Below are 24,056 nucleotides of genomic sequence, written 5' to 3' on the forward strand. Positions count from 1 at the left end.
ATCGATCCTATACCCTCCTCGTTCCTACTATCTCGAAGCCTAAGCCTCCAGTCTTAAGCCTAAGCGTGCTAGCACCATCCCCACAAAAATTTTTTTGACCCTGAAACCCGTCTTGGTAAAGCCCATGAAATCAATTAATCCGACTCCTTCCCCAGCTCCAGCTTCCATTTCTACTCTCACGCTTGAGCCCGATCCGGCCTGGCAAGAGTTCACGCTCGAATGTTTCAAACGAAGCCTACCGGATTGGCTCCAGAACATGATCGATCAAGACTATTTCCATATTCGTACCGAGATCGATCATGAGGCGAGGTCCTTTGTCTTCGTAGGCAACAAATATTTTTGTGCTGCGATCGAAGCCAGTATCGAAGCGTTTGGGCTCGCCTATCCAGATTGGAAGATCTCAACCTCCTGTATCCAGGGAGAGAATCAACGTGATCATGACTATGGCGATTAGTAAGCAAGAAAAAGATCAAGGAGGTGTCACTGGAGAACCAACGTAGTCATGACTATGGTGATTAGCAAACAAAGAGAAAATGAGAAGAACAGGAAGAACGGAGAGAACGGCGAGAAAGAGATCGCCGCCATCGCTGCCATGCAGGACCTGATCGCGAAATTCGGGTTTGCTCATGCGATCAATGCCCTGGACCAGTGTATTCAAGGGAGTCCTGAGATCAGGCAATGGCATTTTGATGGATTCAGCCCACTGCTTGAAATGGTAGCCGAGCATGAAGACGTGCAGAGGGAGATCGCAGTGCTGGGGTATTTGCTAGAGGCTGATGGTGGAGGATCGAGGTGATGGGGACTCTTGAGCCATGTACAGATACAGATGCAGATACACCGGGGAAAGTAAAGTATGCCCTAACCAAGCGTAAGTAGTGGCAGCGGGCTTTGATAGTCGTCATCTGGCCATAGTGCGTTCCTTTCCTACAAGTTGTTAGGACTTCGATAAAGTCTCGGGAGACGTGATGCCCAACTCTTGCTTTAGTTTCTCTGGAATATCTGTAGCCTTGGCAACTTCTTCCTTATCAGGCCAGACAGTCTCAGAGGACCATCGAATCTTTTGGAGGTTAGCTCCTTCAAGAGCAGCACCTGTAAGGTTAGTGCCTGTGAGATTGGCCTTGAAGAGCTTGGCTTGAATAAGCTTCGCCTTTTTGAGATCAGCGCCTTCAAGATCGGCCTGCATGAGATTAGTATGTGTGAGATTGGCAGAATAAAGATTTGTCTTGACAAGGCAGGCACCGACAAGGTCTGCACCGTGCAGATCGGCTTGTCGTAAAGTGGCTTCCTGAAGGTTGGCCCGATCAAACAGCGTATATACAAGAGTAGCGTTTGCAAGATTTGCACCTACAAGTTCCGCCGCACCGAGGTCGGCTCGGCTAATACGAGCTTTTTCTAAATTGGCTCCTGTCAGCTCAACTCCAAAAAGCCTAGTCAATGGCAGTTTAATTATTCTGCCCGTGCTATCAAATGAACTATTACGTCTGCCAATAACTGATAAAACACTCTGAATATCTTCATTGATACATAGAGCATCAAAGTTTTCGGGATCAGCCCTGTACTCCTCCTTGAAATAAGCGTCCTCTTGATCATAAGGATCATAAGATTCTACTTGATGTGGAGACTTCTCTCGAATGAAGGCTGTTAATACCTCCATAACGACTGGATGATCTTCTTTTGAGTCTCTAGCAATTCTCTCAAGAGAATAAATGCCGCCTAGTCGCACTTCAATCTTTTCACTCGCCAGCATTTCTACCGCTTTGCTGAAGCGATCCGTAACATTTTTATCCTCAGTAAGCTTATAGTTTTGCCACGCCAGATAAGCTGTGGCAATGAAACCTAAACCTGCGATTGTTTGGGCAACCTGGAGTACATTGTTTCGGTTGCTATTTATCAGGTCTGCCCGACGCTTGGCCTCTTCGCTTACAGTGATAGGTACATTCCTATTCGGAAGTAGTACCAACAGAAACCACCAAAAGAAAATAGTCCCAGCGCTGCCTAAGAAAATACTGCCAACTGCGATGGCCCAGCGAGGTGGCGATTTAATCCAACTGATACGGGAGCTAACCCATTGAGGTAGTTTTGCCATGAATTAGAATCTCCATGATAGTGTTCTAGGTTGTATCGCACGATGGGGACCTCAAGGGAATAGAGCCCCAGCCTACCCCCCAGCCACCAAAGACGCTTTCAAATCTCTAACCAGCCGTTCGAAACTCCTCTGATAGGCATCATGATCTTTCCAGCGAGAAAAGTCACCAATATTGCGGGTGTTCTTGATTAATCTCGTCCAGCCATCGCCCGAATTCATTACGGCATCATCCAGCCGAACCGGAAACAGAACAATTTGATTGTTGCGCTCTCGTTCCTTCTCCAAGGCTGTTTCGACTTCCTGTTCGACCCATTGACTGTTGACTGAACTCTCTGAGAGGATGAGTAGCAACTTATCGTAGCGACGTATGGCTTCATCAATGCCTATGCGGATCTTGGCACCGATGGGGAGATCTTCTGGCGCGTACCAGCACCGGACTCCTTTATTTTGGAGGTCGGCGTAGAGTCGTTCGGCAAATTCCTGATCTTTACTAGAATAGCTGATGAAACAGGAGTAGAACTGGAGCGGTTGATTGAAGAGTGAGGGGATGTAGTCGATGTAGGTGTCGGGTAGGCCTATGCCCCGGAGGAAGGGTAAGGGTAACTGGCCGGAACGGGTTAGGGTGCGATGGTCAATTGTGCTAGGACCGTGGTGCTTGCATGTTTCTAGGCCCTTAATATTACTCAAATTGAGATCAGCTAGAACAGTCCTTCCGAAGACAGCATCACTGAGGTTGGCATCACTGAGGTTGGCATCACTGAGGTTGGCATCACTGAGGTCAGCGGTAATAAGCTCAGCACCACGGAGGTTGGAACCACTGAGGTTGGCATAACTGACATCAGCACCACGGAGGTTGGAACCTTCAAGATTGGCAAACCTGAGATCGGCAACATGGAGTTTGATATTAATGAGATCGGCACCACGCAGGTCGGCATCACTGAGGTCGGCACCAGTGAAAAAGGCATTAATGAGGTTAGCCCTACAGAGTTTGGCATCACTGAGATCGGCATCAATGAAGTCAGGAAAAACACTAGGATTTTCCTCACGCCAACGATTCCAGACGTCAACCCCCTGCTTGAGTATCTTCAGGTGCTCTGGATCTGCCATGCTGCTTACCCCTCCTTTCCCTCACTCAATCACCCTCGCCACTATAGCGAACCGCCATCTTAGCCCTGCCTATTTGCCGTAAGGCTGAACGATCTGCTAATTCCCGTCAACCACCCGTCATCCCCTCATCATCCAACAGCTACCCAACCCCCAGAAAAAAAAGTCCCAAGAACGGTCCCCCAGAAAAAAAAAGTCCCAAGAACGGTCCCCAGAAAAAAAAAAGTCCCAAGAACGGCCCTCCAGAAAAAAGCTCTAAGAAAACCTTGGAAATCCCGAGCAAGTCGCCCAGTGCGATCGCACCCGCCAAACGTCGTATCTTAATCGCCGGGCTCTGAATTCCTAAGCGTCCGGTGAATACTTGGTTGTAGTGTTCCTCTGCCACCATGAAGTATATTGCCATTCTTGCTCCATTGATTGCCTTAGCTATCGTCAGTTCAGCTGAGGCCCATTCTGGACGTACCAATGCAAGTGGCTGCCACAATAACCGACAAACGGGCGGTTATCACTGTCATGGTGGTGGTTCTTCATCTTCGGGAACGCCAAGCAACTCTACACCTTCACGTCATTCACCCTCACGCCCCTCACCCGATATCAACTCGACACCTGGGAATGTAATCGATCTTCCTGGCAGCAGCAGTGAAACCCCGTCAACCCAATCAGCTCCACAAGATGAACTATCCCGTTTAGCGGATGACCTGTGGGATGTCGTCTCTGTGGGTGATGGCGATACGATGCGTGTCCGAAGCAGGGAAGGCGAAACCATCACAGTACGCCTAGCCTGTATTGATGCTCCTGAAATGGCTCAAGCTCCCTATGGTGAAAATGCTCGTCGCAAGCTACAGGAGCTGGTACCCGTTGGCATTAGCGTGAGCTTGAACCCCGTTGATACAGACCGCTATGGTCGGATTGTGGCTGAAGTCTTTGTGCAGAATTTCAATCTGAACCTGTCGATGGTTCAATCAGGCGCTGCGGTTGCTTATCGTCAATATCTCAGCAATTGCAACGCGGATCTGTATTTAGAATTTGAAGAGTATGCCCGTCAGTATAGATTAGGGGTTTGGTCACAAGCCAATCCCGTTATGCCGTGGGACTACAGGCAGCAAAACTAAATCGAGGGTACGCCCATGCCTCGTCGTAAACGCTTATTCAGCACGAGAACCCGGAAAAGCAGCTCAACTGTATTAGTTGGGTACATCGTCCTGTTCTTCCTGGCAATTGCCTTGATTCAGATGCTACTGCCTTTCATAATCTTGGCTGGGATTGGCTGGGGGATTTATAAAGCCTGGCAATATTGGAGCCATCGACAGCAGACTGTCGCCATTAGTACCGACAAGCAGGAAGACAAATTACGTTCGGCTTTCTATGCACTCATACAGGAGCATCAGGGGCGTATTAGCGTTTTCGACTTCGCGATGACCGCCAAGGTTACTGCACCTGATGCCAGAAAATTTTTAGATGAAAAGGCAACAGAATTTTGCGCAGACTTTGAGGCGACCGAGTCAGGCCAGGTCCTGTATGTGTTTGACAGCTTAAAAAACGAAACATCCTCTCAACCAACGCCTACGATACGAGAGGTTGAGGAGCCTAAACAGATTGCTTCGGACAAGAGTACAGAGGGCGAGCCGGTAGATCCATCCGTTTCACTGAACCAAGCAGACTTGGCTCGAAGACTCAAGCTATCCTCTAGTTCTGTTGGGCGCAAAAAGTTTGCGCCTGATTTTGCTCAATGGTCACAGGAGCGAGACCCTCAAGGTTGGGCCTGGTCCTATTCCGCTGAGAAGAAACGTTTCCATCCGTTGAAACATTAGTGGGAGGTTGTTTCAGAAATTCTACGATGGCAGGCCCTCGCTCAAATAGAGTCGTCTACCCACCCGCAGCGATCGCAATCCCAATGCACCCGTGGCGGCTGTGTCTGGAGGATAGGCATTTCACAATTCGGGCAACGTCCCGTGAAGATAGGGTGCCAGTCGAGTAGAGCGAGTTGTTGCTCCAGTGTGTAGCGGACTACTGGCCTGGGGATTGCTTCACCGTTGTAGGTTGCGGGATGAGTTTCGGGAGAGGATACGGGAGTGTCGTTGGGGTTCATGGGGTTAGGGTGCCCCATCCGACGCTTGGGCATCCTGTAATCAACCACAGGATGCACTCATGACCCAACCCAAGCCTTACCCCAAATCCAAACGCCCTTGGTGGCGCACTCTGCTCACGATACTGCTTTGGCCCTGGCTAGCTGCTGTGAGGATGCGGAAGTGGGTTTATCGGAGAAGTGTCGGAGGTAAAACCTTTCTAGGTCTATCTTTATAGTGTGAAAGAAGCCCAAATTCGTCTCGAAGTAATTCGAGATTTAGCTAATTATGTCAGATGTATTGGCTTCAGCACTATGCAGTAACTTCTGTTTCTGCGTGTCATTGGTAGCTTTAAGGACTTGATTCTCTATAGCGATCCTTACATTTTCATGGCTTAGAGCAAGTCTTTTCTCCATTTGCTCCAGCCTATCTTCTAGGCGATGAATTTCAGCCGTATAACTTTCTTTTAACTGCTGAATCTCATAATAATGTTTCTGCTCCATGAGCTTGAGCTTACTTGCTATGGAGTTCGTACCTTTGCCCACACGAAGCAGATAAATCCTGACCTTGTTAAGTTCTGAGGTGTTTTCAGCAACATCTCTTTTTAGGCTTAGGAGCTGCTGGGTAAATTCTACAAGTTTTTCCCACATAGCTCCTCGATGTTGGTTTCCATCTGCTCAAGCGCCAATTCAAGTTCTGAGTCTAAACGTGCACCTTCAAGCTTTTGCTGCTGAAGAAGTGCATCGCTTTTTTTAGCTTCTGCCTCTAACTCTTGATTAAAATCGATTGCGTCTTGATTCGTAAAAAAAGCTACGTCAATGGAGTCATCGCCTGTCTTAGCTCTAAGAAACTCAGCGATTTCTTTCAATTCGGGCACAGTCTTACGGCTTATTACTCCACTGATAGCAAAGTTCAGGAATTCAGTACCTGCCGAAGAAATCGCTACGTCCGACTTTTGAAGAACTGCGTCGTGCAGATTAGAACCATATTCTTCTACTTGATTTGAATTAACTCTAGAAAAACGACCCATGTGCCTGTGGTACAGACGCTGCTCATCTGTGTCATCAATACAGTCGATAACACTTTGCTCAACCAGTGCTTCTAGATTTTGATATACAGAGGTGTGCCCAATTTTCTTACCGCGTTGGTTAAGTTCATCGTAGATGGCGCGAGCTGACAAAGGTGTGTTCACACTATAAATTAGCTCTAAAACATAACGGCGCTGGCGACTCAATCGCATACCCAAAGATTGACAATATCTAATTGCTTCTTCTAATGGTGGTAGCTCACGCCTAATATTCTGTTTTGGTGGTTGTACTGCAGAGGTAACTACATCACCTAGCAACCTCAAGGCTAAGCGCCAATCAATAACAGCCATATTCGGATCTCTGTACTGATATGTGTGATGATTATGGCACAGGCTAAAGAGTATGTAAGCCCTTGGCGAAGTAACGACTAGCTAGCAATAGCCCGGTGGTAACTGACCTGGATTATCCCTCCTCCACTCCCTTACAACCAGTCCAATTCCTCATCCTACCAGCCCAACTCCAGTCCCTAACCAACACACCGAGCCGTCATTCCTCGCACCCCACCCCTATCCCATCTATGTCCTAACAGTCTCCCTCCCAACAGTCTCCCTATCTCCGCAGCAGTCCTACCCGCTTTCTGCAAATTCGTAGCAAAGCTTCTCCGAAAACTAAGCGTTGAAATCCTTTCCAGCTCAGGTGCGATCTCAACCACGATGATGATCCGATCGGATTGGACCTCAGAGATTTTGAGGCTCAGTACTTCAGAGATTCGAGAGCCGGTGAAGTATGCGATCGCAAAGAGGATGGATCACGGTGGATGGAGTTGTATAGATCGCATAAAACTTGCGTGTGCCAGTTTAGATAACCTCCCTTAGCGATCGGAGTAGACAGCCGTAGGCCAGAAAAAATTTTCAACATCGCTGAAAGTGCTGAAAACTGGTTGCTTAGTTGCCCCCCTCAGCAAAAAATCACAGGCTGAATCAGTTCTCAAGTCTTGCTCCTAAGAAGAATCCAAGTTTTGTGAAGTTAGCTAGTCAAATTCTGGACTGGACTAGGATTAAAATCGCTGATTGGCACATTGTGACAGTCAGATGGATTGATTATGAAGTCAGCCGCTCTTGAGTGTGACAGTTGCGACACAAAACAGTTGTCTCACAACGCCCGTTTGTGGAAAAGTTATTCAGGTGCTAATTAATATGCTCTGGGGTTAGGTCATCTAATGAAATGTTCAGATCTCTGGCTATTCCTTTGAGAATAACCAGAGCATCTTTAAGGATGGATGCAAGCATTCTTACCTTGGGGTGAGCTGTCTCATTTTGATAGCTCTAAGGTGCTTTTGGAAAGGGTAATAGGATTATTAGGATCAAGGATTACGGAAGAGAGCCTGGGGCGCACTTACAACTCGAAAACCGATAAAGTTTTCGCAGTCGCTGGAGCAAGGGGACTTCAATGAATTGACACGCGAGGCAGAACGGCACTCCCCCCGCTTAACGCGCCAGGAGCCCCCACGAATAATCCGTCTGTTAAAAGGAGCCCAGTTCTCTATCCAAGCACTACCGTCTGTGGGGGCACCCTTGTAGTTGCCATGCCAATGGTCTTGACACCATTCCCAGACATTCCCATGCATATCGTAGAGTCCAAAGGCATTAGCTGGATATTTGCCAACAGAGGTTGTTTTACCTTTGTTTCGATTAAAGTTAGCTTGCGCCTCTGTGAGGTTATCGCCAAAGTAAAAATGCGTTTTCGTCCTAGACCGACAAGCATACTCCCATTCTGCTTCGCTGGGCAAGCGAAAATACTCTCCTGTTTGCTGTGAAATTTGGTCGCAAAAAGCCACAGCCTTATGCCAGGATACTTTCTCTACAGGACAGTTATAGCCTTTGAAATAACTCGGATTATTGCCTATAACCGCTTGGTATTGTTCCTGAGTAACTGGATATTTTCCCATCCAAAATTCAGGCACTGTTACCTTATGCTGAGGTCTTTCGATTACATCTCTCTCAACTTCAGGTGAACCCATCAGAAACGTACCTTCAGGGATATGCACCAGGTCAAGAGTAACGCCATTTCTTAGGTCTATGGTCTTTATCTCTATCAAAGGTCGAGAGGATTCTGGGGTTGATGTTTTAGAAGGTTCATTACGAATCTTTCCACCAATCTGATTGCCCAAGACCGTTTCAGAAAAACCACCTGCAAACTGGGCATCGCGTAAATCATATTTTGGTGCTTGCTGTTCCTTAACTTGGGATTCAATCTCTTTGAGCCTTAGCAAGAGTTCTTCATAATTGGTAGTTTCTGAGAGTTGAGTGGAATCTGATAAATCAGGATTCGTTACTGACACTGATGCAGTTTTGCTAGATTTCGAATCAGACGTTGATTTCCCAAGAACATCTGGGAAATGTAGCTCAATCGACTTCACCAGTCGCTCGAATTCCCCGTCTTGAAACAGATCCACCCATTGATAATCGGCTAAGTTGATTCCATATTCTTCTTGGCGTAGCTCGGGCACTTGACAATCATCTAAGCGAACCGGAATTAGATAGATTTTTCCAGGTGGTATATCCCCCATTTTCTGGAGCGCCATTCTAAATTCACGCTGGATATAACCTGCCTTAGCTACAGACTCCTTGGATAGACAGGCAATGAAGACGTCGCTTTCTCGGATCGCCTTGGGAATTTCGGCTCGCCAGCTTTGACCAGGCAGTAAATCAACCTTATCTAACCAGGGCTTGAAACCTTTAGCTTTGAGCCGATTGTATAGGTCAATAACAGCATCCTTATCCTCACTGGCATGAGCCAAAAAAATCTGGATCATCGACTACAATGGGGCTAACTACACATCACACTTTGAAAGCGACTCTGCCCGCCAAGTTAGAGTCGCTTTCGTCTATTTTCGCCTGTATACCTACTCACCCTATTAAACCTGCTGCACCCGATACCTGCCAGGAATCAGAGCAAAGCTTCCTTGAATAACGGGCAGCTCGTGGGTATTCTGAGCCGAGATTCAAAACCCATAGCTGTATCATCAAGCTCAAGGTAAGTCAGTATGCCTAAAGTTCCTGAGTGCGATCGCTGTCGCTACTATGTGAATAGCCCTTATATGGTGTGTGGTGTAAATCCCAGTGGGCCAGAAGGCAACAGCTGCCCTGACTTTGAAGCTACACCCAATCTTGCAGAAAAACGTGAGCCGATCGGCGCTGGATACTACGCTGGTGACTGGATACCTCAAACGTCTAACCCGAGTATTGACCGGCAGCTAGCCTTGCTCGATTGGCATCCTATCTTCACAGGCCGGTGCCCTAACTGCGAAATGCCGCTTCGTCAGACACAGCCGCCACGGGTGCATTGGGATTGCGATCGCTGCGGGTGGATGGATGATTCGGTTTAGAAAGCAACAAATGGCGGAAATAGGGAAAATCGTTTTCCAAGGTTAAAAGCCCGCCTTCCCGGAAAAGTCCGCTGTATACTCCTGATAGCGCGATTAACCGTTATTTGCGATGATCAGCCATGAGTAGACCTGCTGCTGGCCGAACCACCAAACTCGTTAGAGTGCCGATCCGCTTTGAGGCCCAGAAAGAGCAGGGGCAAAAGTGATGCTGGGTGCCGTGACGATGCTAGGGAATGTCGCGATCTCACTCTTCTTAGCCTCAACTGAGCAATCTGATTCCGATCCGGTGTCTACGCTGCTTAAGCAACTGGAGCAGCTAATGTCTCCCAGAGCTTGGACAGTGCTCTTTTTGGGTGTTTTCGCGCTTCTATTTCTCCTAAACATTGGTGACCAGTTATCTGGAATTCTCAGTTGGCTGGGTGTCCCAAGTCCCTTTCAGCGATCGCAACCCTCTACAGACCAGCTAGAACGCACTCGCCAACAATTACTCAGAATCGTCAAAAGGGAAGTCAATCTTCGACTAGCTAACTCCTTACACAATCTGGTCAAACTAGATCTCTATATGGAAGACCAGCGACAACGGGTAGGGAACCCTCAGTTGGAGTTGGTACCAGAGGACCCACCCAAGAATAGTGGATCTAGCTTTCAAACTGTTAACCGGGTACTACAGACCAAAGAAGATAGGCCACCACTGGACTTAAAGCTCACCCAGAAAATCATTAGCGTTTTTGAGCGTCAGGATATCCAAGGAAAGCTCCTACTTCTAGGAGAACCAGGTTCAGGAAAAACAACAGAACTATTGCAACTGGCTCAAGATTTGGTTGCTCGGGTGGAAGAGGATGATCAGCATCCGGTGCCTGTGATCTTAGAGCTGTCCAGTTGGAATAGAGAATCTATTGATAAGTGGGTAGCTAGTAAACTGGAAAAGCTCTACAGCCTATCGAAAGATGTCACACAACAATGGCTGACAGGTAATCAGATACTGCTGATGTTGGATGGCTTGGATGAATTGGGGTTAGCTAAGCAAAAAGAATGTATTGAGCAGATTAATCAGTTCTTGGAGACAACTCGTACATCAGAGCTGGTAATTTGTTGCCGTCGAGACGAGTACGAAGCAGGCCAAATTGAACTGAATGGATTGAATGGAGCTGTCTATTTAGAAGCCCTAAAAGAAGACCAGATTCGTCAGTATTTTAAAACATTAAATCGACTAAGCCTTTGGGACAGTATTCATGCTAATCCAGGTTTAAGGGAGCTAGCACAGAAGCCACTGTTCCTGTTCATGTTAGTAGTGGCGTATCAGGGTAATCCGATTCGTAACGAGCAGGAACTGTTTGATGCTTATGTTGAAAAGCAGCTCCATGATCCAAACAATCAGGGCACTTATAAACCAGGTAAAGAGCCTTCCTCACAGCAAACTTGTTATTACCTAGTTTGGTTAGCTCAAAAACTAGACACTATTAGTGAAACTGATTTTTTGATCGAGAGATTACAGCCTACTTGGTTATATTCTCCTAGACAAAAAAAACTGTACAGATTAAGTTTTGGGCTGAGTGTGTGTCTAAGTGTGTGGCTTATTAGCGGGCTGAGTAGCGGACTGAGTTTCGGGCTTTCAGGGCTGCTTATAAGTCTGAGTGAAGGGCTGGGTGAAGAACTGAATGAAGGGTTGCTTATAGTGCTGGCTAACGGGCTGTTTCTCGGGCTTTTGGGTCTGATTCTTGGTCTGATTATCGGTCTGATTGTCGGGCCTATTGCCGGGCTGAATGAAGGTTTGAGCACGCTCACTATTGAACCAAAAGAAAAATTGCAGTGGTCTTTTCGCAAGATGCTTGACGGGCTGACTTCAGGGCTGAGTGGCGGACTGCTTTTAGGGCTGACTTTCGGTTTGAGTAGCGGTTTGAGTAACGGTTTGAGTAGCGGGCTGCTTTTAGGGCTGGGTAGCGGACTGAGTAGCGGGCTGCTTTTATCCCTGATTTCAGGGCTGCGTCTAGGGCTGAGTGGCATTTCCATAACAGATAAAGAAACGCCAAATCAAGGTATTAGAAAAAGCATACAATACGCGCTCTGTATCGGTCTGATTTATGGGCTGAGTAGTGGTCTGATTGGCGGTCTGATTGGTGGTCTGATTGGTGGTCTGATTGGTGGTCTGATTGATGGTCTGATTGATGGGCTAATTTTCGGGCTGTTTTTAGGACTGAGTATTGGGATGAGTATTGGGATGAGTATTGGGCTAAGTAGCGGGTTAGCCATAGCCATCAAACACCTCATCCTACGCATCATCCTCACCCACAACGGCGACGCTCCATGGAACTACGCCCGTTTCCTCGACCATGCCGTCAAACATCGGTTCATTCAAAGAACCGGTGGCCGTTATCGCTTTGTGCATGATCTGCTACGGAAACACTTTGCAGCTATGCCTTTGACGCCTCGGGAATAGTTGACGGGGACTGGTGGGTTGAGGTGGACCGAGGGAGAGGACGCGACACCATGATTGCCACAGGAGGCTTATGTCACAGGCGGCTTATGTCGCGGGAAGGTGAATCAGGGCTAAGGGCTGCTGCTTTCTTCGTCGATCAACTGTCCAGGAGGACCAGGTGGGTGGCACCATCAACAATGAATCCACTAAAATACCTTCCCTCCCTTCCCTCTCTGAAACCACTACCGAGATCCAAACCCTACTCAAGCAGCTCAAAGCATCCAACCCCACAGCGACCGAAGCACAGCAGACGGCGTACCTTGATGCGTTAATCCTGCCTACGCAACGTGAGCGGTTTATCGGGGCGTTGAAGGCAGCGGGCAATGCTGCAATCGATGATCTCCCCTACGCCCCATTACTAAAGGCATTAGTCGAAGGATGGCAGAGACCAAGCTAAAGAAGCCAAGCCAAAGCAGGTAAACCAACGAATATAAGTTCGACAATCAACCCAGCTGACTGATATCAAAAAGAGAAAAATCTTTCCAAAAATCTTTCTCAGAAAAAATATCTTCCAAAAAGAAAGGGTAATAACAATCTTATTACCCCTGGCGGAGAGCAGTGAAGTGGACCCAATTCAATTCTTGGAGCTGAGAAACCAGCTGAAGTCTCCATTCATCGAGTTCCATACGATGGAGCAGTTCAGTGCGATCGCAGAAAACCTTAGGTTAGCGATCGGTCTGCTCAAGCTAGCCGAAAGTGGTCGGCCTCAGATGAGCGTTATTGATGGAGGGCTGAAGGGGGTGTCCGATGATGGGGGATGATGGGAGATGATTAGCGATCTCAAGGAGCTCACAAGCCGATAGACACCAAGAGTAGGTCTGATAAGGATCAGTTGCTGTGGCGGGCTTCAATGATTGATGAGCTATGTGGCCAGGATATGGATGTAGCAGCGCGAGCGAACACAAGATAAAAAACTCCTCTGGCAAGTGCCCACGCTATCGGAATTGTTCAAAAAGTACCAGCACTGAGAATGTTCTTTATTTCTCCATCGTTTGTCACCTCAGTAGAATCTGCATACACTATTTTCTTTTTCTCTGTTGACTTAATGGAGTCTGGCAGTCTGGAACACACAACTCGAAAACCGATATTATCGTCACGATGGCCAAATGGAAGTTTAAAGCGGTAAGCGGAGCGGCTGTACTCTGGGTCAAAGCGCCAAGAGCCACCGCGCAAAACTCGAATCAAGTCCTTCCCAGCCTCTAGCCAAGCGCTGCCATCATCAGGAGCGCCTTTATAGTTGCCGTGCCAGTAATCCTGACACCATTCCCAGACGTTGCCATGCATATCGCAGAGACCAAAGGCATTGATTGGATACTTACCAACAGGTGTTGTGCCTTCTTTATGGAAGTTAGCTTGATCGCCGCTTATACTTTTGCCAAAGTAAAACGGAGTTGTTGTTCCTGCTCGACAGGCATACTCCCATTCCGCCTCACTGGGTAACCTGAAGTTCATTCCTGTTTTCTGGGAAGCCTTTCTACAAAACGCTATCGCATCATGCCAGGAGACTTGCTCTACCGGGTTGTTACCCCCCAAAGAAGAAGAACTTGGATTATTGCCCATCACCGCTTCATATTGGGCCTGAGTCACTAGGAATCTGCTCATCCAGCACTCGGGTACGGTTACCGTATGCTGAGGCTTTTCACTGTTAGAACTACCCTCTTCGTTTTCAGGTGCCCCCATCAAAAAAGAACCACCGGGAATATACACCAGTTTGATATTTGCACTATTCCCTAGGTATACGAGCTGGGTTTTCCCTGCTTTGGGTGTTCTATCAACGGGAAAATGATAGTCAATCGACTTAACTAACTGCTCAAACCCATCCGGCTCAAACAAATCAACCCATTGATAATCCCTAATGTTTACGCCGTATTCCCGCTGACGTAGATTGGGAATTTCACAGTCATCCAGCCGCAGCGGAATCAAGTAAATTTTTCCATCTGGTAGTTCCCCACATTTTTGCAATGCCATTCTAAATTCTTTCTGGACATAGCCCTGCTTCTCGACAGAACGCTGAGACAAACACGCTAAGAACACATCACTACTGTTGATGGCCTTCTTAATTTCATCGTCCCAGAGCTGACCGCCTAGCAGATCCTTCTTATCCAACCAAGGCTTATACCCCTTCTTTTTGAGGTGCTCGTACAGCTCCATAACTTTGGCTTTATCTTCACTGGCATGAGCCAAAAATATCTGGACCATCAGCTACGATAGGGCTATCAGTTTCAAATCCAGAAAGCGGCTCTAACTTGGCGGTTGGGAGTCGCTTTCTGCATCTATATCCATTAAAGCTGGTTTTCTTGGTGGATGGCAGGAAACGTGACGCTTGCCTTAATACTGGAGTGACTGTGATAGTATGCTTGAATTATCGATAGGGCTACGAAGCCGCCTCACAGAAAAAGCCAGCCAAAGCCCAAAACCAGCCAGCTAACAGCCATCCTATAGCCAAGTCAAAGTCATCTTCCCAAAGTCAGCCATGTGGGAAAGTGCCATCGGCGGTAGGGTATTGTGATCGGTGGTAGGGTATTGCCCTCGGCAGTATGCGATTCCTATTCACTCGTACAGCCATGTGATCGCAGCAGCAGGACTTGCTATTGGTGCTATCGGGTTGACTGCTGACTTTGCACAACTGGCTCAAGCCCTGAATGTACCTTTGCCTCAGGTGGAGCAAGTTCAAGTTGAGCAGATTGAGTCTGAATAGCTGCCAGGTGACGATTGGCTAGAGTTTTATGATGGTGAGCCTCTCTGCAGGATGTAATCCTGGGGAAAGTTGGTAAAAGCTAGAAGAAAGCCTGCCTTGTGGCGTAGATAGGGATTAGCCAGAGGTAGAGAGTCAACGTAGTTAGAACGATGGGTCTGGCTCAAAGACAAGGACTCCCCTGACATCTCGCAAGTTTAGATACAACCTGCCATCATTAATATCGAAGCTCTCAACGCTGTGCAGATCGGACGAATACTCATATGAGTAGTGATCAGAACAACCTGCCCGAGTCATCCCGTTTAGATTGATAGTCAACCGATCGTTATCGTAACTGTAACTACCTCCGCCAAAGTTACAGTCGGCAAGTACCCCTATTTGTCCGTTTGACCTGAAATCCAGGGTGTATCTAGAAGGATCTTGAATGGTGATAGATTCATCGTTGCTGTAGACAACTTCCTGAAGCTGCCAAACTTTATCCGTAAACGGATTGTCAGCAAGCTGTTTAACGGCTTGGGCAACCGCTGTTGCTGGCGATATTGGTAACGGGATAACAATCGCCAGGGAAATAATATAAGTTAGAGGAGCTTTCATGGCTGATCTCCTTATTGATGACATGCCTTGTGAAAGTTGTATATCGTATACAACTTTCACTTACATTCTGGCAAAGCTCAAGAGTGAGAAGGGAGGTGTTACTTAGCGCCACCCACCCTAACCAAACGTCTTAGGTTGGAAAGAACATCATGAGCTATCGGCATGATGCTGAAAAACGGGTGTAATGTTTCCTGTACTTCAAACCGTGTTTAGATTCTCAATTCCTGCCGCGATACGTCTTGACATTGGCACCGCATTCCCCAACCTCGCCTCGCCATAGCTATCAGCAGCCATTAAACTGTAATCCAAAGTGGTCCAAGATGATTGCAGGTAAAAGGTAAAGGCAAAAGCTATGGCCATGCTCGGTGACGTTATCAATGGAATCATCGGCCCCATCTTTGATACCACCTGGAACTCCCTAAAGTCCCAATACCATGAGGGGCTCAAGGACACTGAGCTAAAGCAAGAACGTATCAACGCTCAACGTGCGATCGCACAAGCCTCTGCCAAGTATCACCAGAACTATTTGGATCGCCATTGCAATATCAAGGTGCTTCCCGGCCTGATGAAAGAGGGAATGCCCCTGGACACGATTTATACTGCCGTTAAATTCCTTAGGGATTCAGACCTCAAGTATTTTTCAACCTTGGATAATCTGGAAGAACTCTATCGGCAAGCGGGTAATCGTCGTTTCAGGGTTGGTGAAGATGAACGGCAGGATGGGCTAACCGCTGCCAATAACGAGCAGTACTTAATGGTGCTGGGTGGACCAGGTGTCGGCAAAAGTACCTTCCTGCGAAAGCTTGGATTAGAAGCTCTGGAAAAACGGCTGGCTCATGACGTAGTCCCGATTTGCATCGAGCTTAAATCTTTCAAAAGTGAAGAGATGAGCCTGCAGCAGGCGATCGCTAAAGAACTGGAAATTAGTGGTTTTCCATATGCCGAAAGCCTGGTTGAGTCAATGCTCTCAGACGGCAAGATGCTGATTTTGCTGGATGGTCTGGACGAGGTTCCTTCTAAGCAAGTAGATGGTGTCATTGAGCAGATTAGAAACTTCTGCGACCGGCATAGTCAGAACCGTTTCGTTACCTCGTGCCGTATTGCTGCCTACAAAGGCGGGTTTAATCGGTTTGCTGATGTCACGATGGCTGAATTCGACGACGAGCAAATTGAACAGTTTGTTCATCGTTGGTTTAGTTCAGAGCTTGATGTAGAATCGGGCACTGCTAAGGAATTCTGGAAGCTAATAGAACAACCTGAGAACAAGTCTGCTAAAGAATTGGCCCAGACCCCATTGTTGCTTACATTCTTGTGTTTGGTTTATGACCGCTCTCAGTCATTGCCTCCTGTACGCAGCGACCTATATGGAAAAGCACTCGATATCTTGCTAGAGGATTGGGCAGCTGAGAAGCGGATTAAGCAAGACCCCATTTATCAAGGCTTCCATGCTGGTCTAGAGAAGGTATTGTTATCCGAGATAGCTTATCAAAGCTTCAATAAAGATCAGCTCTTTTTCTCAGAGCAAACTATTACTGAACGGATTACGGCATTTCTTGCTGACACCTTAGATGCCCCAAAACATCTTGATGGAGCCAATGTTCTCAAGGCAATTGAAGTACAGCAGGGGATATTAGTAGAAAGAGCTGCAAATGCCTACTCGTTTTCCCATTTGACGCTTCAGGAATACCTCACGGCGCGATATATCAGTCAAAAAAACCTGATGCAGAAACTGGTTGCGGCGCATTTAACAGATGATCACTGGCGAGAAGTATTTCTGTTGGTATCAGGGTTATTAGAAGAGCGAAGTCAAGAACTTTGGCTATTAATGGAGCAGCAAGCAAATGTTTTTATCAGCTCACTAAAGTTACAAGGATTGTTGCAATGGGTAATAACTCTAAGCGATGAGACACAGCCTAGCAACATCCTACTAGCCTTAAAGGCTCTACTATTAAAATCTGCCATCATCTTTGCCAGCGCCATCCGCATCAAGATCGGCATCTCCAGTACCAAAGCCATCGTCTTAGCCATAGCCAGTGCAATCCCCAATACTATTGTCATCGCTAGGGCCAAGGACATTTACAACGCCATCCATAGCAACATAAGCATCGCTATCCCCAACGCCAGTGTCATTGCCAGTGTCATCGCCAACCACAACACCACACCCATTGTTAGCGCCATTGATTATGAAGCACTTTCAAATAAGCTGGAAAACCTCAAAGAACAAATTCCTTCCAATGAAGCTACATCTAATGAGTGGCAGGCTTTTGCTAATAAGCTACTCACAACATATTTAACCTTCTTCCACTTAAACGAAGAACTAGTAACCTTCTCACTTGAAGAAGCCCAAGCCCTAGAAAAATACCTCTACTCCGTCAAGCTGATCATCGATTGCAAAAATGCAGCTGTTCGGGTTTCTCGTAAGGAATGGGAAGCGATTGAGGCCAGATTGTTGGCTCCTCAAGGCGAGGGGGCCAGCGATGATGCGGATGGCCAACTCAGCTGAGATCCCAATCGATGCGGGCGAGTGCGAGTACAAGTGTGGTTCATTCGCACTCTACTGACTATCAGATTGAGGCTCCCCTCCCATAAAAAAGCCCCCACCAATCGGCAGAGGCTTGGAGTGTGTGTGTGTAGGGTAGGGAGAGTCTAAGGATCTGAGGGGAAAAAGGGTGCCCTGGGAATGAAGCCTTTCACAGATTACGGAGTCTGCACCGGGCACCCAAGCTTGTTCACCTGAGGACCGCAACAGCTCAGCGATCTGTTAGCGGACGGATTTAGTCCGAGCATCCAGTGCGTCTAAGCGTGCTTCCTGGATGTTATCAACAGCCTTAGTCCGAGCATCCAACGCTTCTAAACGAGCGGCTTGAATATCCTCAACGGCTTTGGTCTGGTTGTTAAAGTGTTCAAGGCGTAGCTTGTGAACACTGTTCTTGGTGCGAGCATCCAGAGCATCCAGGCGAGTCTCTTGGATGTTTTCAACGGCTTTGCTACGAGCATCAAGAGCGTCTAGCCGAGCAGCTTGAATATCTTCGATAGCCTTGGTCTGGTTGTTGAGGTGCTCAAGGCGTAGTTTGTGGACGGAATTCTTAGTGCGGCGGTCGAGGGCTTCGAGGCGGGCTTCTTGGATATTGAAGTTAGCAGGCTCAACAGCGGAGGCAACGGGTGAGATCGCAGCGGAAGCAACGAGAACAGTTAAGGCGGAAAGAAGTGTGCGTTTCATGGTTAAAGCTCCTTGATGAATCAGTGAAGTGTGTTTACTTGCTTCATTGATTACAAGAATGCCGGGACTACCTGAACGCTATCTGATCGATACCTGAAGGTTGCTTAAGGGGTTTCTGAGATTGGCTGAGTAAGTTTGGTGATGGGGGTCACAGGGGTGTTTGGCGGAATTTGAGTCGGTCGGTATGGCTGTCGATATTGCTCGGTCGTTTACCGTGGGGGCTCTATGCTGAATCGTTGCGTCGCGGGCCAGCTAATTAATTTGAAATTAACGGACTGGTTCACCCATTTTTATTTACCGTTCAATCCTGACCAGAATTTTCTACGCTATTGGGTGCAACCAGATAGTTAGGCTGCGATCACATTGAAAAATCACCCATAGGGGTACTGTCCAACTAAGAAGTTCCATCTTACTTGTTATGTAGAACATCACAAGTCGTCGTTAGTTGGGACAGAATCAATGCCATTTCAGAACAACTATGCCAATTTGGTTGTCGAAAAGCCTCAAGCCCACACCCGTCTGATCCGAGACTACGACGGTACCAATAAAGATTTTGACTTCATTATCATTGGTTCTGGAATGGGTGGCGGCATCTTGGCCGATGATTTGGCAGACCGCCTGGGGCAACGTCATCGCATTTTGATATTGGATGCGGGGTCATTCGTCTATCCAACACATGTCTACAATATCAGCCGGATCCCCAACGCTTCTGTGGCTAGACATTTTGGAGTCGATAACTTTAAGCAGCCTCAAAGCGACTTCCATTTCATCGGTGAAATGCCCCAATTCGCTTTTGGTGGACGGTCCATTTTCTGGTCCGGCTTGATTCCAGAACCTCAAAGCTGGGAACTGGAATTCTTTCCCGATACCGTTCGTCAGGCTTTGAAGGCAGAGTACTTTAGCTTAGCCGCTGACCGGATGAATGAGTCCATCTCACTAGGCAAAAAAGCTCAAGACGTGGTGAACCATTTCCAAAACAGTTCTCTGAATGATGACTTCGTAATAGAGGAGGCACCTCGTGCTCTGCACCAGCCCTATCTCAACCCTGATGGTACACCGCGTGATCAGCTTTTTGTAGAGCCGACGGGTGTGTTTAACACAGCTGAACTACTCATTAATCAGGTCGGCTTAACCACACCAGACGTCAACCTCGATGGGCCAGGACTCTTCATCAAGCTCAACAGCTTTGTCGAAGCTATCAACAGTGTCCCCTTTGACTGGTATGAAGTTAAAACTACCGACACTATCACCGGAGAACAAACGAGTTTTTATTCGCCTAAAGTCGTGATTGCTGCGGGTTCTACGGAAAGTCCTAAGCTGGTCAATCGCTCGGCGGTTTATCAAAGTATGCCCGATAACATTAAACAGCTGGTCGGCTTTGGCCTAACAGATCATCCCGTTACCGGAGAGTCTCAGGCGTATGTTTCGTCACTAGGCAGTGTTGCGCTTAGTCGCCGCGATCACGCCAAGATCATCTTTTACTCACGCGGCAACCTTGACGCCAACGGGCATGTGAGCTTTCCCTTCAATATCGAAATGAATATTAATCACGAATACTGGCACTTGAGAAACAACGATCCCTCTGCTGAACCCGTTGTCGATGATACCAGCAAAACTCGTATAGACATCAAGTTCAGCTTTGCCAATTGCTTGGATGATGAGAACGGTATTCTCTCGCACGCGAATGATGGCTATACCCCAGACATTCGCTTCAAACGGTTTTCAGTGCTGGATGATTTGTTGCAGTCTCGATTCCCGGCTCTCGCGGGCTGGCGAAAAGGACAGCATGAGTTTTTCGATCTACTCAATCAAACGAGAAATCGTGTTTTCGCAGAATTCAATGATGTGGACGTTATGACCGGTGATTATGGTAGTGACGATGGCAAGCAATGGCCTTTTGGTTGGGGCACCGTACATCACGCCTGCGGCACCTTGCGAATGCCATGGAAAGCAAACCGTAACGCTGACTTCAATGATCAGTCGGTTGTCGATGAAGACCTCAAAATCCGAGGCACCACTGGCCTGTATGTTTGCGATATGTCTGTCATGCCCATCAGCACTGCAGCAAATCCTGTCCGTGCTCTTGCGGGGTTAGCTTTAAGACTATCGAACCATTTGGGCTAAGAGAGTCAGCAGCACTTCCGCTACACACAAAATACATTGGCAGAATTAGGCCTTGCATTAAAGGCGTTGTGCTTATTTGTGTCTGTTTCCGACGAAGTGCATCGGCCCTTTCGACTCGATCTTAGGATTCATGGCAAACTTCTATCTCATTCTTTAAGAGAACGACTTCCTTCGTGGTCATCACTGACAGCGCATAACGACTGCGTAATCGGGCGGCGACGTTGCGCGTTGATTTCAGATTCCGCCGGATTCGCCGCTCCGGTTCACGCAATTGTTAGCCTGAGTTGTCCTATACGGGAGACAATAGCCACACACCATACGGATTGTGGAACAGATCATCCGACGGAAACATGGTGCAAGGCGATTGGCACACGCGATATCTTGGGGCGGTTGCATCAACGCTGAATGTCTCGTTGTCGTGAATCGATGGATCTTCAAATGCGATGTACCGCAAAAACTGGTGAAGCAGATGTGCCGCATCGTTGGAAGCGATATCTGCGGTTACAACAGCGTCACGGTGTCCGATACTGTGCATGCCGCAAGAGTAGAACGTCCCATCACCCCCAACGTACGTGACGAATGCATTCATGACGGCAAGCGGCAATTCATCATCTGCCCATTCGGTCCATCGAGCAGGCGAATGGGCAATCCCTGTTGATTCGATTTTGACAGCGATTCCGCCGCAATTGAGCAACGCTTTCGCGGCGTGCATAAGGTTACGCGCACTATCGAACGACCCCCCATCTACGCTGAGGTAGATCGTGTGCGTGTGCTGTTCAATGGCGATAAGTTCAGCTTCGGATAACCTGCCACCGCCTGCGATTTCAAACGCCCCACGCAGTTCAGGATCTCGATCATAAATCTCTAGAGTACACGACCACTTTGTGTCGATGTGCATCAGGAGCATTCCGGCGTAGAGATATCCGCCGCTGTTCTTGGCGATGGCCGTGACAATGTCGGAGCGGTCGGTCCATGCACCGGGAATACCGATGACGATCTGCGGGAGTTCGGACACTTGATTCATTGGTTGAGCGACGACTTTGCAGCATAACTGCTTAATCTACGGAAACTTTCTGGATAAACACCTATAAGCATATCGCCCAGAAATTTTCTGGATAACACCCTGAGACTTGAAGGGTTGCGATCGATTGAAGAGCTTGGAGGGGTGGAAGGGTTGAGATCGCGTTTTACCTTTGACGGCTTCAACGACCCTGGGTAGACAAAGGGTGACTCACACCCCCATGGCTGGCACACTGACTGTCACATCACACTCAAATACGGCTCACATTTCAGAAAAAGTTATCCGAGGGTCGCCCACGGGTCGCCCAGTGGTCGCCCAAAAGTTATCCGAGGGTCCTCTGAGGGTCCTCCGAGGGTCCTTTTAGATATCTCTGGGATATTTCTGAGGTACCCATGCGATCATCTTGACCTATGCGATCATCTTGAGGAACCCGTGCGATCACCTTTAGATCACCATGAGGTACCCCCTTAGGTGCCCTTTTAGGTACCCCCTTAGGTAACCTTTTGCTGCCTGGCATCGCCACCCTGATTTAGTAGCAAAATATACAAATAGCCCTGAGATTCACTCTTTCTTCTCTCAACTTTTCTACTAATTTCTAATAGAATTCTCACAAATAAACCCCTATTTATTACTTCCTGATATCTCTAATTCCTAATAATAAATACCCCTACAATCCCAAAGTTTCTATCAGAAACCCTTTTACCTCCACTTTCCCTGCCTGGTAACGCCGTAACGCAATAGCGACAGCATCGTAACACTTCACCTTCATTTGTATCAGACGTTACCGAACGCCGTAACGCAATAGCGACAGCATCGTAACAGTCCGGTAACACGGACATCAAAAACGTGTTACTGGACTGTTACTGGAGCGTTACTGTGTTTTGGGATTTTGGCCTGTTTTTCGCGTTTCGGTAACGCCGTAACGACCAAGCGACAGGGGTCGTAACAGTCGAGCGTCGTAAAAAAATCCCCTGTTACTCCAGTAACGCCTCAGTAACAGGCGGTAACGACCAAGCGACAGTGGGTGTAACACTTTTGTCCCAAGTAACAGATGCGGTAACAGTGGCGGTAACGCCTGTTACTTCGTTGGAAAAAGTACAAAAATTTATTCGTGAAAAATCCTTACTAAACTTTTTTAGTGTCGTAATTATTATTTGATCACTACACCACCTTCTTTGGGAGAGTGATGGTTTTCTTTTGGAAACTTCCCTAAAAAATATATGAAAGTTGAAAGGAGTGATGAAAAACTATCGCCTCATCCATCCAGTAGTTATTACTTTTTAGAATCCCGTTGTTGCGAGTGATGATGGTGCGAGGAGCGTTGTCTGTGTGGGTGAGCATCTAAAGTCATTCCCAGATCACGCTTACCCTGATGGATTGATGATTGATGGGTATCTAGGCGAGCACATCAGCTGCAGACTCCCCTCATTAAATAACCCCCGATGCGTCAGGCACCGAGGGTTGCTTTGTTATAGGACGTTACTCATAGCATGAAGAAGCAGTATGTCTGCCCTCTGTGCCTAGAGTGCCCTTAAATGAGGAATTCTGTATTCCCTCGAAAGGGGCATATTTACAAGATGCAGAGCCAATGGCTGCCAAGGGGCAAATTTCAGCGAACTGTATTTAATTTTCTTTACTTTCGCCTTGACCCGTGTATTTTTCGAGGGCAGAAGGATTAAGGACAATGGATGTAATTGCAGGTGCACTCTTGGCGGTTGAGGTTGGCGGTTGAGTGATCGGCATTTCGAAATGAGGACACCAGGTGATGAAGATAGGGTGCCAATCGAGCAAGGCCAGTTGCTGTTCCTGTGTGAGACGTATTGGCTGAGATGGGGATGAGGATGGGCAACCCTCACATTACACTTTCTGCCTTACGTTGCTACATCTTCTTGGTAGCGACTTACCCAAAACAAGTATCTGAAATGGCTGCCCCTGGCCTTTCTGCCTGCCTGCTCACGATCAACAATGATTTCCAATTTTATAGCCCTATTTATCAATAGCTAAACCTCTTATTTCTTACTAATAAATATCCCTACAAACCTCTAGTTTCTATCAGTAACCCTCTCACCCTCCTTCCTTCCCCCTGGTAAGGCGGTAATGTATATTACATCAGCGGTGTAAGGAATCACCCCTCTCCAGTAAGGAAATGGCCCGATCCGGGTAATGCATGTGTAATGGGAGGTGTAAGGAATCCTTACTGAGACCCTTACTTTTGCCTTTCTGACGCCTTACTGCATTACTGGCCTTACCACGG

General features: G+C 47.6%; 21 protein-coding genes. 11 read left to right on the forward strand and 10 right to left on the reverse strand.

Going from position 1 to position 24,056, the window contains the following annotated elements:
- The first annotated feature begins 124 nt into the window (after positions 1-124).
- The gene (locus U2F10_RS21890) at positions 125-454 is read left to right on the forward strand and encodes a hypothetical protein (protein ID WP_499873285.1); all 330 of its coding nucleotides are present in this window, start codon (positions 125-127) and stop codon (positions 452-454) included.
- Between the two features lie 48 nt (positions 455-502).
- Positions 503-796: a hypothetical protein gene (locus U2F10_RS21895; protein WP_499873286.1), complete on the forward strand. Its 294-nt coding sequence runs from the start codon at positions 503-505 to the stop codon at positions 794-796.
- A gap of 138 nt (positions 797-934) precedes the next feature.
- Here U2F10_RS21895 and U2F10_RS21900 read toward each other — a convergent pair whose 3' ends face one another.
- A complete protein-coding gene (locus U2F10_RS21900) occupies positions 935-2,086 on the reverse strand; it encodes a pentapeptide repeat-containing protein (RefSeq protein ID WP_499873287.1) in 1,152 nt (383 codons plus the stop codon).
- Between the two features lie 72 nt (positions 2,087-2,158).
- Positions 2,159-3,193, reverse strand: a complete 1,035-nt coding sequence (locus U2F10_RS21905; protein WP_499873288.1) for a toll/interleukin-1 receptor domain-containing protein — start codon at positions 3,191-3,193, stop codon at positions 2,159-2,161.
- A gap of 383 nt (positions 3,194-3,576) precedes the next feature.
- On the opposite strand from U2F10_RS21905, the gene U2F10_RS21910 reads away from it, so the two are divergent.
- Both U2F10_RS21910 and U2F10_RS21915 read left to right on the forward strand, forming a co-directional pair.
- Positions 3,577-4,302 (forward strand): thermonuclease family protein, encoded by a 726-nt coding sequence (locus U2F10_RS21910; protein ID WP_499873289.1) that lies wholly within the window; start codon positions 3,577-3,579, stop codon positions 4,300-4,302.
- Positions 4,303-4,317: 15 nt separating this feature from the next.
- On the forward strand, positions 4,318-5,001 hold the full coding sequence (locus tag U2F10_RS21915; protein WP_499873290.1) for a hypothetical protein: 684 nt from the start codon (positions 4,318-4,320) through the stop codon (positions 4,999-5,001).
- A gap of 41 nt (positions 5,002-5,042) precedes the next feature.
- Here U2F10_RS21915 and U2F10_RS21920 read toward each other — a convergent pair whose 3' ends face one another.
- The 4 genes from U2F10_RS21920 to U2F10_RS21935 all read right to left on the reverse strand — a co-directional run bounded on the left by U2F10_RS21920 (position 5,043) and on the right by U2F10_RS21935 (position 9,099).
- Entirely contained in the window at positions 5,043-5,327 is a 285-nt protein-coding gene (locus U2F10_RS21920) for a hypothetical protein (protein ID WP_499873291.1), read from the reverse strand.
- 207 nt (positions 5,328-5,534) lie between these two features.
- Positions 5,535-5,906, reverse strand: a complete 372-nt coding sequence (locus U2F10_RS21925; RefSeq protein ID WP_499873292.1) for a hypothetical protein — start codon at positions 5,904-5,906, stop codon at positions 5,535-5,537.
- A complete protein-coding gene (locus U2F10_RS21930) occupies positions 5,888-6,634 on the reverse strand; it encodes a Fur family transcriptional regulator (protein ID WP_499873293.1) in 747 nt (248 codons plus the stop codon). The genes U2F10_RS21925 and U2F10_RS21930 overlap by 19 nt, the downstream gene beginning before the upstream one ends.
- A 1,013-nt stretch (positions 6,635-7,647) precedes the next feature.
- Entirely contained in the window at positions 7,648-9,099 is a 1,452-nt protein-coding gene (locus tag U2F10_RS21935) for an SUMF1/EgtB/PvdO family nonheme iron enzyme (RefSeq protein ID WP_499873294.1), read from the reverse strand.
- A 231-nt stretch (positions 9,100-9,330) separates the two neighbouring features.
- On the opposite strand from U2F10_RS21935, the gene U2F10_RS21940 reads away from it, so the two are divergent.
- From U2F10_RS21940 to U2F10_RS21955, 4 genes are all read left to right on the forward strand, one after another.
- Positions 9,331-9,672: a hypothetical protein gene (locus U2F10_RS21940; protein ID WP_499873295.1), complete on the forward strand. Its 342-nt coding sequence runs from the start codon at positions 9,331-9,333 to the stop codon at positions 9,670-9,672.
- A 205-nt stretch (positions 9,673-9,877) separates the two neighbouring features.
- A complete protein-coding gene (locus tag U2F10_RS21945; RefSeq protein WP_499873296.1) occupies positions 9,878-12,109 on the forward strand; it encodes an NACHT domain-containing protein in 2,232 nt (743 codons plus the stop codon).
- 157 nt (positions 12,110-12,266) lie between these two features.
- A complete protein-coding gene (locus U2F10_RS21950; RefSeq protein WP_499873297.1) occupies positions 12,267-12,545 on the forward strand; it encodes a hypothetical protein in 279 nt (92 codons plus the stop codon).
- A 166-nt stretch (positions 12,546-12,711) separates the two neighbouring features.
- Entirely contained in the window at positions 12,712-12,909 is a 198-nt protein-coding gene (locus U2F10_RS21955) for a hypothetical protein (RefSeq protein ID WP_499873298.1), read from the forward strand.
- 187 nt (positions 12,910-13,096) lie between these two features.
- Here U2F10_RS21955 and U2F10_RS21960 read toward each other — a convergent pair whose 3' ends face one another.
- The gene (locus U2F10_RS21960; RefSeq protein ID WP_499873299.1) at positions 13,097-14,347 is read right to left on the reverse strand and encodes an SUMF1/EgtB/PvdO family nonheme iron enzyme; all 1,251 of its coding nucleotides are present in this window, start codon (positions 14,345-14,347) and stop codon (positions 13,097-13,099) included.
- A gap of 313 nt (positions 14,348-14,660) precedes the next feature.
- On the opposite strand from U2F10_RS21960, the gene U2F10_RS21965 reads away from it, so the two are divergent.
- The gene (locus tag U2F10_RS21965) at positions 14,661-14,846 is read left to right on the forward strand and encodes a hypothetical protein (protein ID WP_499873300.1); all 186 of its coding nucleotides are present in this window, start codon (positions 14,661-14,663) and stop codon (positions 14,844-14,846) included.
- A gap of 141 nt (positions 14,847-14,987) precedes the next feature.
- On the opposite strand, the gene U2F10_RS21970 is transcribed toward U2F10_RS21965, so the two are convergent.
- Positions 14,988-15,437, reverse strand: a complete 450-nt coding sequence (locus U2F10_RS21970) for an META domain-containing protein (RefSeq protein WP_499873301.1) — start codon at positions 15,435-15,437, stop codon at positions 14,988-14,990.
- A 352-nt stretch (positions 15,438-15,789) separates the two neighbouring features.
- On the opposite strand from U2F10_RS21970, the gene U2F10_RS21975 reads away from it, so the two are divergent.
- A complete protein-coding gene (locus U2F10_RS21975) occupies positions 15,790-17,940 on the forward strand; it encodes an NACHT domain-containing protein (RefSeq protein ID WP_499873302.1) in 2,151 nt (716 codons plus the stop codon).
- A 258-nt stretch (positions 17,941-18,198) separates the two neighbouring features.
- Here U2F10_RS21975 and U2F10_RS21980 read toward each other — a convergent pair whose 3' ends face one another.
- Positions 18,199-18,657: a hypothetical protein gene (locus U2F10_RS21980; protein ID WP_499873303.1), complete on the reverse strand. Its 459-nt coding sequence runs from the start codon at positions 18,655-18,657 to the stop codon at positions 18,199-18,201.
- 459 nt (positions 18,658-19,116) lie between these two features.
- Between U2F10_RS21980 and U2F10_RS21985 the strand changes: the two genes are divergently transcribed.
- Entirely contained in the window at positions 19,117-20,781 is a 1,665-nt protein-coding gene (locus tag U2F10_RS21985; protein WP_499873304.1) for a GMC family oxidoreductase, read from the forward strand.
- 289 nt (positions 20,782-21,070) lie between these two features.
- Here U2F10_RS21985 and U2F10_RS21990 read toward each other — a convergent pair whose 3' ends face one another.
- A complete protein-coding gene (locus U2F10_RS21990) occupies positions 21,071-21,805 on the reverse strand; it encodes a hypothetical protein (protein ID WP_499873305.1) in 735 nt (244 codons plus the stop codon).
- Positions 21,806-24,056 lie beyond the last annotated feature (2,251 nt).

It is taken from the genome of Leptothoe sp. EHU-05/26/07-4 (assembly GCF_043421015.1).
GTDB classification, from domain to species: Bacteria; Cyanobacteriota; Cyanobacteriia; order Phormidesmidales; family Phormidesmidaceae; genus Leptothoe; species Leptothoe turfae.

Coding starts and splice junctions, on each gene's coding strand:
- U2F10_RS21890 (WP_499873285.1), top strand. CDS start 125: ATGAAATCAATTAATCCGACTCCTTCCCCAGCTCCAGCTTCCATTTCT.
- U2F10_RS21895 (WP_499873286.1), top strand. CDS start 503: ATGACTATGGTGATTAGCAAACAAAGAGAAAATGAGAAGAACAGGAAG.
- U2F10_RS21900 (WP_499873287.1), bottom strand. CDS start 2,086: ATGGCAAAACTACCTCAATGGGTTAGCTCCCGTATCAGTTGGATTAAA.
- U2F10_RS21905 (WP_499873288.1), bottom strand. CDS start 3,193: ATGGCAGATCCAGAGCACCTGAAGATACTCAAGCAGGGGGTTGACGTC.
- U2F10_RS21910 (WP_499873289.1), top strand. CDS start 3,577: ATGAAGTATATTGCCATTCTTGCTCCATTGATTGCCTTAGCTATCGTC.
- U2F10_RS21915 (WP_499873290.1), top strand. CDS start 4,318: ATGCCTCGTCGTAAACGCTTATTCAGCACGAGAACCCGGAAAAGCAGC.
- U2F10_RS21925 (WP_499873292.1), bottom strand. CDS start 5,906: ATGTGGGAAAAACTTGTAGAATTTACCCAGCAGCTCCTAAGCCTAAAA.
- U2F10_RS21930 (WP_499873293.1), bottom strand. CDS start 6,634: ATGGCTGTTATTGATTGGCGCTTAGCCTTGAGGTTGCTAGGTGATGTA.
- U2F10_RS21935 (WP_499873294.1), bottom strand. CDS start 9,099: ATGATCCAGATTTTTTTGGCTCATGCCAGTGAGGATAAGGATGCTGTT.
- U2F10_RS21940 (WP_499873295.1), top strand. CDS start 9,331: ATGCCTAAAGTTCCTGAGTGCGATCGCTGTCGCTACTATGTGAATAGC.
- U2F10_RS21945 (WP_499873296.1), top strand. CDS start 9,878: ATGCTGGGTGCCGTGACGATGCTAGGGAATGTCGCGATCTCACTCTTC.
- U2F10_RS21960 (WP_499873299.1), bottom strand. CDS start 14,347: ATGGTCCAGATATTTTTGGCTCATGCCAGTGAAGATAAAGCCAAAGTT.
- U2F10_RS21970 (WP_499873301.1), bottom strand. CDS start 15,437: ATGAAAGCTCCTCTAACTTATATTATTTCCCTGGCGATTGTTATCCCG.
- U2F10_RS21975 (WP_499873302.1), top strand. CDS start 15,790: ATGGCCATGCTCGGTGACGTTATCAATGGAATCATCGGCCCCATCTTT.
- U2F10_RS21980 (WP_499873303.1), bottom strand. CDS start 18,657: ATGAAACGCACACTTCTTTCCGCCTTAACTGTTCTCGTTGCTTCCGCT.
- U2F10_RS21985 (WP_499873304.1), top strand. CDS start 19,117: ATGCCATTTCAGAACAACTATGCCAATTTGGTTGTCGAAAAGCCTCAA.
- U2F10_RS21990 (WP_499873305.1), bottom strand. CDS start 21,805: ATGAATCAAGTGTCCGAACTCCCGCAGATCGTCATCGGTATTCCCGGT.